Annotated in this window: 2 protein-coding genes; both read right to left on the bottom strand. The window is 35.0% G+C overall.

Annotated elements, in window-relative coordinates; all coding sequences use genetic code 11:
- Nucleotides 1–572 (bottom strand): protein rep (locus BW931_RS13185; protein WP_076572930.1); only part of this gene is annotated, 572 nt, incomplete at its 3' end.
- 915 nt (nt 573–1,487) lie between these two features.
- Nucleotides 1,488–1,994, bottom strand: a 507-nt coding sequence (locus tag BW931_RS13180) for a protein rep (protein ID WP_234972657.1), incomplete at its 5' end; no start/stop codon positions are given.

Here is a 1,994-nt window from a genome sequence, read left to right as displayed (position 1 = left end):
TCCGTATTTTTAAAATAAGTGTTTTCTACACAAAGCAAAACATGCATATGCTGATTATAAGAATTATCTACCTGGTTCACCGTTACTTCTGTTGCTCTCATAAAACCAATTAAATTTTTCTTCACTTTCGCATATTGAGTCATATTTCTAAAACCCTTAGCCATTTCAGATAAACTTTGATTAATTTCGTCACCATCGTAAACATTTTTGACAGATAACGTTAGGAATAACCATCTAGCTTTTGGTTTTTGTTTAATAACCTCAGCTACCACCTTTTGTGATTGAATACCATGTTTCATGGCTCTCCTCCAATTACACATAGGACATAAACGAGATTTACAAAACCACACCTTATATAAATCACGTTCTCCAGTTAACCGATCTTGTCGATATTCTAAAACATTAGCACAATCTCTGACTCTCTCAGACTTTTTCATCTCTAAAATGTGCAGCAACTGAAAGTAATCAACACTAGCTATCTTTTTCTCTCTCCAGGGTCTTACATTCCCATTTTTCGTTTTATCTACCAACACTCTTGATTTCTCTGACCTATTTGTTGTATTATTAGACATAGTTGAGAACTCCTTCTTTTATCTGTTTTGGTGTGGTAACTTAAACAGTAACAGAGGGAGTTTTTATTTTCAACCTTTTTTAAGGTAAAAATAGACCTTGAGGTACTGGTGTGTCAGTGTTTTTCATTATATTTCAGTAATGCTGTTGTTTCTATATGTATCTAGATAAGAGAGAACTCGTTTTTCGCACCACTCAAAACGATAAAAAAACCCCAAAGACTAGACCCATTTCACCTGGATCTAGTCTTTTTTCTATGGTCATTTTTATTACTCGAATCAGCCGATTCCTTTTTGTCGTGAACCTTGCACCTTTCACACTTTCTAAAGATAGGCCGCAGGGCAAAATTCGCCCTTGCGAGCCAAACGGTATTCAGTTTACGTGAAAGATTCTTCACGACAAAAAGACTTCGTTGATTCTGCGTCATAATCATTACCTGATAGGCTCAGAAATCCAAATAAGAGGTCTCACAGCTTTTTAGACCATTTCTCCATAGCTTTTATCCCTATCACCATTATCAAACGTCTCTCTTAAGCCTATAAGCGTTTGATGTAATACTGTTCATTTCTTGTTTTTCATGACTTGAAGTTCAAAAAAACGCACTCCTTTTCTAACGGAATTAGATACTTATAGGGAAAGGTAGAAAGAGCATAAGGAAAAAATGACCCCAAACGTGATTGGGGTATCCGGCAGAGCCGGATTTTTCGTGGGTACATGATTTTTCGCTTTGTGTCACTTTTGTACAGGGGGTAACGCCTTTTTGTGTCACTTTTGTGCATACCTGTACCACTTGTGTACACACTTGTGCCACTTTTGTGTAGGGTTACTACAATTTTGCGTTACTTTTACAAATGTCCCTATTTCTCTATGAAAAAGTGCGTAAGAAGCTCAAATGATAACTTCTTACGCACGTTAAGTTAATCTTTTATAAAATAATTTTGTCTTTCCCAATTCCACATAGCAATAATAGAAAAGCTATCTTCATTTGCCTGTTTTTCATCTTCTTCAGCATGAACCAAATCGCCATCTTCTGCATCATCAAGATTCAACTTTTTATGTATTTGTTTCAACAGACCACCATAAGAAATTAATCTTTTTTGGCGTAAACCTTCTTCCAGATCTGATAACCGTTTTAAATTTTTCTCTTTATCATCTGTCATAAAATCGGTATCTTTTACAGGATATTTTGCTGTCTCGTCTATCGCTGATTTAATATCACTTTTATTTTTATTTTTAGGTTTTATATTCTGAACATGTACGACTGGATCGTACTCTAATTTCATCGTTTTTTTCCAAAAAGCAGCCCACTGCTTTTGCGTAATATAATTCTCCGTATTTTTAAAATAAGTGTTTTCTACACAAAGCAAAACATGCATATGCTGATTATAAGAATTATCTACCTGGTTCACCGTTACTTCTGTTGC

It is taken from the genome of Salimicrobium salexigens (genome assembly GCF_900156705.1).
Lineage (GTDB): Bacteria > Bacillota > Bacilli > Bacillales > Halobacillaceae > Salimicrobium > Salimicrobium album.
This window is presented reverse-complemented; position numbering and strand designations above follow the sequence as displayed.